General features: G+C 71.7%; 4 protein-coding genes. 2 read left to right on the top strand and 2 right to left on the bottom strand.

Translation table 11 applies throughout. The features are described 5' to 3' along the window. On the top strand, nucleotides 1-687 hold a 687-nt coding region (locus tag G6020_RS10565; protein WP_182610596.1), incomplete at its 5' end, for a patatin. Nucleotides 688-705: 18 nt separating this feature from the next. Here the strand turns inward: G6020_RS10565 and G6020_RS10570 are convergent. Then, nucleotides 706-1,962: a glutaminase gene (locus G6020_RS10570; protein ID WP_182610597.1), complete on the bottom strand. Its 1,257-nt coding sequence runs from the start codon at nucleotides 1,960-1,962 to the stop codon at nucleotides 706-708. A gap of 176 nt (nucleotides 1,963-2,138) precedes the next feature. On the opposite strand from G6020_RS10570, the gene G6020_RS10575 reads away from it, so the two are divergent. Continuing rightward, entirely contained in the window at nucleotides 2,139-2,741 is a 603-nt protein-coding gene (locus tag G6020_RS10575) for a fasciclin domain-containing protein (RefSeq protein ID WP_182610598.1), read from the top strand. A 132-nt stretch (nucleotides 2,742-2,873) separates the two neighbouring features. Here G6020_RS10575 and G6020_RS10580 read toward each other — a convergent pair whose 3' ends face one another. Next, on the bottom strand, nucleotides 2,874-4,334 hold the full coding sequence (locus G6020_RS10580) for an FAD-dependent oxidoreductase (RefSeq protein WP_182610599.1): 1,461 nt from the start codon (nucleotides 4,332-4,334) through the stop codon (nucleotides 2,874-2,876). Nucleotides 4,335-4,440: the final 106 nt, after the last annotated feature.

The following is a 4,440-nucleotide window of genomic DNA, read 5'->3' on the forward strand; positions in this document are numbered from 1 at the left end:
ACCCCGCCCGGCAGGCCGCCGCTGCCCCGGCCACCCCTGCTCAATCCCGGACTGCTGCGCACGCACTCCGGTCTGGCCGCCTACGCCGGGATCGCCCCCAGCGGTCGCGGCGACATGGGATGGCTGCAGCGGTTGGCCGAGGGGTTCGAGGTGGGCTCCTGGTTGCCCCACCCCGCCGCCCGGATGGTCGCCTACGACATCCGCGCCGGTGAGCGGGTCGTGTTCGGCGCACCGGGTTCGCCGATCGCGACCGTCGGCGAGGCGCTGCGCGCGTCCTGGTCGACCCCCGGGTGGATGACCCCGGTCCCCATCGGCGACCGCATCTTCGTCGACGGCGGAATGGGGTCGACCGCCTCCGTGGATCTGCTCTCGCCCGAGGACGCGGACCTCATCTACGTGATCGCTCCCATGGCGTCGGCTCCCGGCGTCCGTGTGCCCGGACCCGGCGGCCGGCTCGAACACCGCCTGATCCGACGACCGATGTCCACGCAACTGGCCGCCGAGATCGCGGTCGTCCGCGCGCGGGGCACCACGGTGGTCCCGATCCTTCCGACGGCCGTCGATCTCGCGGGGCTGGGTGCCCACTTCATGAGCAGCACCCGCCGGGTGGCGGCGTTCGAGTACTCGATGCGGACCGCGCCGGACACCGTGCGCATCGCGCTGTCCGACGCAGGCGTCGGCGCGTGAACCCCGGCCGACGAGGCGTCAGCGGGCCGCCCGCCGGGTGACCGGTCGGGACCCGTCCCCGAAGTCCGGGTCGGGCAGACGGCGGCCGGGATCCGCGAGTCCCACCAGGTGCCCGTCCAGCGACAGCCGCCGCATGGACTCGAGCAACATGCGGCGCGCGCTCGCGTTGACCGAGGAGACCCGGCTCAGATCGAGGGTCACCTCTCCGTCACCCGGCGGGATCTCGGCCAGCCGACGCAACACCTGTTCGGCGCTCGCGAACGTCATCGGCCCCTGCAGACGGAAGGTGCGCCTGCCGCTGATCTCGTCGAACCGCACCGAGCGGACGGCCTCGACCTCGGTCACCGTGGTGTTCATCAGGTGGAGTTCCAGATCGCGCGAGAGCCGCTCGAACGTCCGGACCCCCTCGACACTGTGGCCGTGCTCGTCGAGCCGGGGCGAGAAGACACCGAGGCCCACCTGGCCGGGCAGGGCACCGAAGATCCCGCCGGACACCCCGCTCTTCGCGGGGATCCCGACGGTGGACATCCAGTCGCCGGCCGCGTCGTACATCCCGCACGTGGCCATGACCGCCAGCACCTGCCGGGCCACCGGCGCGGAGACGACGCGCTCACGGGTGACGGGGTTGATCCCGCCGGTCGCCAGGGTCACGGCCATCACCGCCAGGTCGCGGACGGTCACCCGGTAGGCGCACTGGCGGGTGTACCCGCGCACGGCCTCGTCCGGGTCGTCCTCGATGATCCCGCTGGCCCGGACCAGGTTGGCCATCGCCCGGTTCCGGAACGCGGTGCGCAGCTCGGAGCTCATGACGGCCGCGTCCACCTCCAGGCGCCGACCGGCGAACGACGACAACCCGGCGGCCAGCGCCTCGTCACGCTCGTCCTCGGTGGCGCCGACCTGCCCGACCAGGGTGTGGGTGGTGATGGCTCCGATGTTGATCATGGGATTCCGGGGCCTGCCGCTGATCCTCTCCAGGGAGATCTGGTTGAACGCGTCCCCGGACGGCTCCACGGCCACCTTCTCCAGGACCGCCTCGATCCCGCGGTCGCGCAGTGCCAGCGCGTAGGCGAACGGCTTGCTCATCGACTGGATGGTGAACTCGGCGTCCGCGTCACCGGCGGTGTAGACGACGCCGTCCATCGTGCAGGCGGCCACGGCGAACCGGTCCGGGTCCACGGCCGCGAGTTCGGGGATGTAGTCGGCGAGGTGCCCGTCCGCGCCCGTCGAACACAGGTCGCGGATCTCGAGCAGATAGTCAGGTACCGGGGTCTTCACGACCTCAGCGTGTCACGGCGCCCGTCGGTCGCGCGCCCTGACGAGTCGCTCCGTTGGGGATCGGGGATGCGTCGCCGAGGTTAACGGCACTACAACGATTCCGTCTCACCGGTTACATCTGTCGCGGACATCCCCCCACACTGGGGTTACCCCCGACCCAAGACGAAAGGTTGCTCATGAAGCGGACGATCGCAGTAACGGGAGCTATCGGACTCGCAGTGTTCATGGGGGCGTGCGGCACGGACGACACGGCCGACGACGCCACCACCACTGAAGAGACCACCATGACCACGGGGATGACCACCGAGGAGACGACCGAGGAGGAGATGACGGAGGAGCCGGCGGCCACCGGCAACATCGTCGAGACCGCGATGGCCGCGGGGAACTTCACCACCCTCACGCAGGCGCTCGAGGCCGCGGGCCTGGTGGAGACCCTCGAGGGTCCCGGCCCCTTCACGGTGTTCGCTCCGACCGACGAGGCCTTCGCGGCGCTGCCTGACGGCCAGCTCGACGAGCTCCTCGCCGATCCGACCGGTGACCTGGCCCAGATCCTGCAGTTCCACGTGATCGAGGGCGACGTCATGGCCGAGGACGTCATGGGAATGGACGGCGAGACCGTCGAGACCCTCCAGGGCGGCGAGTTCACCGTCGAGGTGGAGGGCGAGACCGTCATGCTGGTGGACGGAGCGGGCAACCGCATCACCGTCATCCAGACCGACGTGCCCGCCACCAACGGCGTCATCCACGCCATCGACGGGGTCATGATGCCCCCGGCCTGACAGGCACTGCAGGGCCGGTAACCCGGCCGCGCCCCGGCTCGACCCGTCACGGGTCGGGCCGGGGCGTTCCTCTGTCCCGGGTGGTCGTGGGAGCCCCCGGAAAATTGGACGACCGTCCAATCGGGGGCCGGGTCAGACCTCGTCGTAGCGCTTGAGGTCCCGGGTCGCCGGACCCTCGAGGAGTTCGCCACACGCAGAGAACCGCGACCCGTGCCACGGGCAGTCCCACGACCGCTCCGCCTCGTTCCAACTCAGCGCGGCGCCCATGTGCGGGCACAGGAGCCCGACCCTGCAGGTCCGGCCGTCGTCCCCGGTCGCCTCGCCGATCGGCCGGAGGGTCGGCCGGGGCCGACGCACCGTCGCCTGAGCGGCGGTGGCCGCGAGCTGCACCGGGAGGTCCGCGTACAGCGAGACCGCGGTACGCAGGACGCCCGTGACCGAGGGCTTGCCGAAGGAGACCCGGGGCTCACGCCCGCTGAGCCGGTCCACCATGATGCCCGCCGCCGCCGGCGCGCCCGTCAGTCCCCACTTGCTGTACCCGCCGGCGAAGTGCACCCGACCCTTCCCCCACGGCATGGGGCCGGACTTGGGCAGCAGCGTGACCGGGTGGAAGTCCTGCGCGGACCAGCCGTGGGTGAACTCGGCCCCGGGGAAGTGCTTGGCGGCGTACTCGCGCAGTGAGTCGATCTTGGAGTCGGTGCCCGCGGCCGTTCCGGTGCGGTGGCCGTTTCCGCCCACCAGCAGGACCTCGCGGTCCCCCACGGGCACGGTCCGAAGGGAGCGGACCGGGCTCTCGACCGAGCCGTACATCCCCTCCGGCAGCCCGCCGGGGTACTCGAACGCGCACAGGTAGGACCGCTCGGCCTCCATCGACGCCGCGGTGGGGCCACGGTCCAGGGCCGGGGACGCGGTGGCCAGGACGACGTCCCGCGCCGAGCAGGTGCCGCCGTCACTGCGCACCTCCACGTGGGCGTCGCCGTCCTGCCCCCGCACGTCCAGTCCGGTGACACGGGAGTGCTCGACGATCCGGACACCGAGCGCCGTCGTCGCGCGGACCAGAGCCGCGAGCGCCTCGACGGGGTCGAGCTGCATCTGATCGGGCAGTTCCACGGCGGCCCGGGCGGGGAACGGCACGTCGATCCGGTCGTACCACCGGGCGGGCAGTCCGAGGGCGTCGAGTGTGCGCTTCTCCGAGCGCAGGGTGCTGGTCCCCTTGAGGCTGCGCGAGAAGGTGACCGCCCGCGGTCGCTGCACGTCCACCCCGTGGGACCCGCAGAACTCCGCCCACCAGTCCAGGCCGTACTGGTTGGCCTCCGCGTAGGCGCGGGCGGTCTCGAGACCGTGGTGCGAGCGGATGGTCGACAACCGGGTCCCCTGCAGGACCGAGACCTTGGCCGTGGTCGAACCGCTGGCGCCGGCGCCCACGGTGTGGGCCTCCAGCACCACCACGGAGCTGCCCCGTGCGGCCGCGATCAGGGCGGTGATCAGGCCGGTGAAACCCGCCCCCACCACCACGATGTCCACGTGCTCACCCTCGGGGAACTCCGCCACCGGGGGATCGATCGTCGTGCGTCGCCAGAATGATGTGCCCATCGTGCGTCTCCTCTGAGCTCGGTACGACCCTCGCGGCCACTGTAAGGCCGCACTCCTCGGCCCGCACCCGCTGAGGCGAACCGCCCCGGCGCACCTGCCGCCGATC

This window comes from Dietzia sp. B19, from assembly GCF_014145155.1.
In the GTDB taxonomy this organism is placed as follows: Bacteria; Actinomycetota; Actinomycetes; order Mycobacteriales; family Mycobacteriaceae; genus Dietzia; species Dietzia natronolimnaea.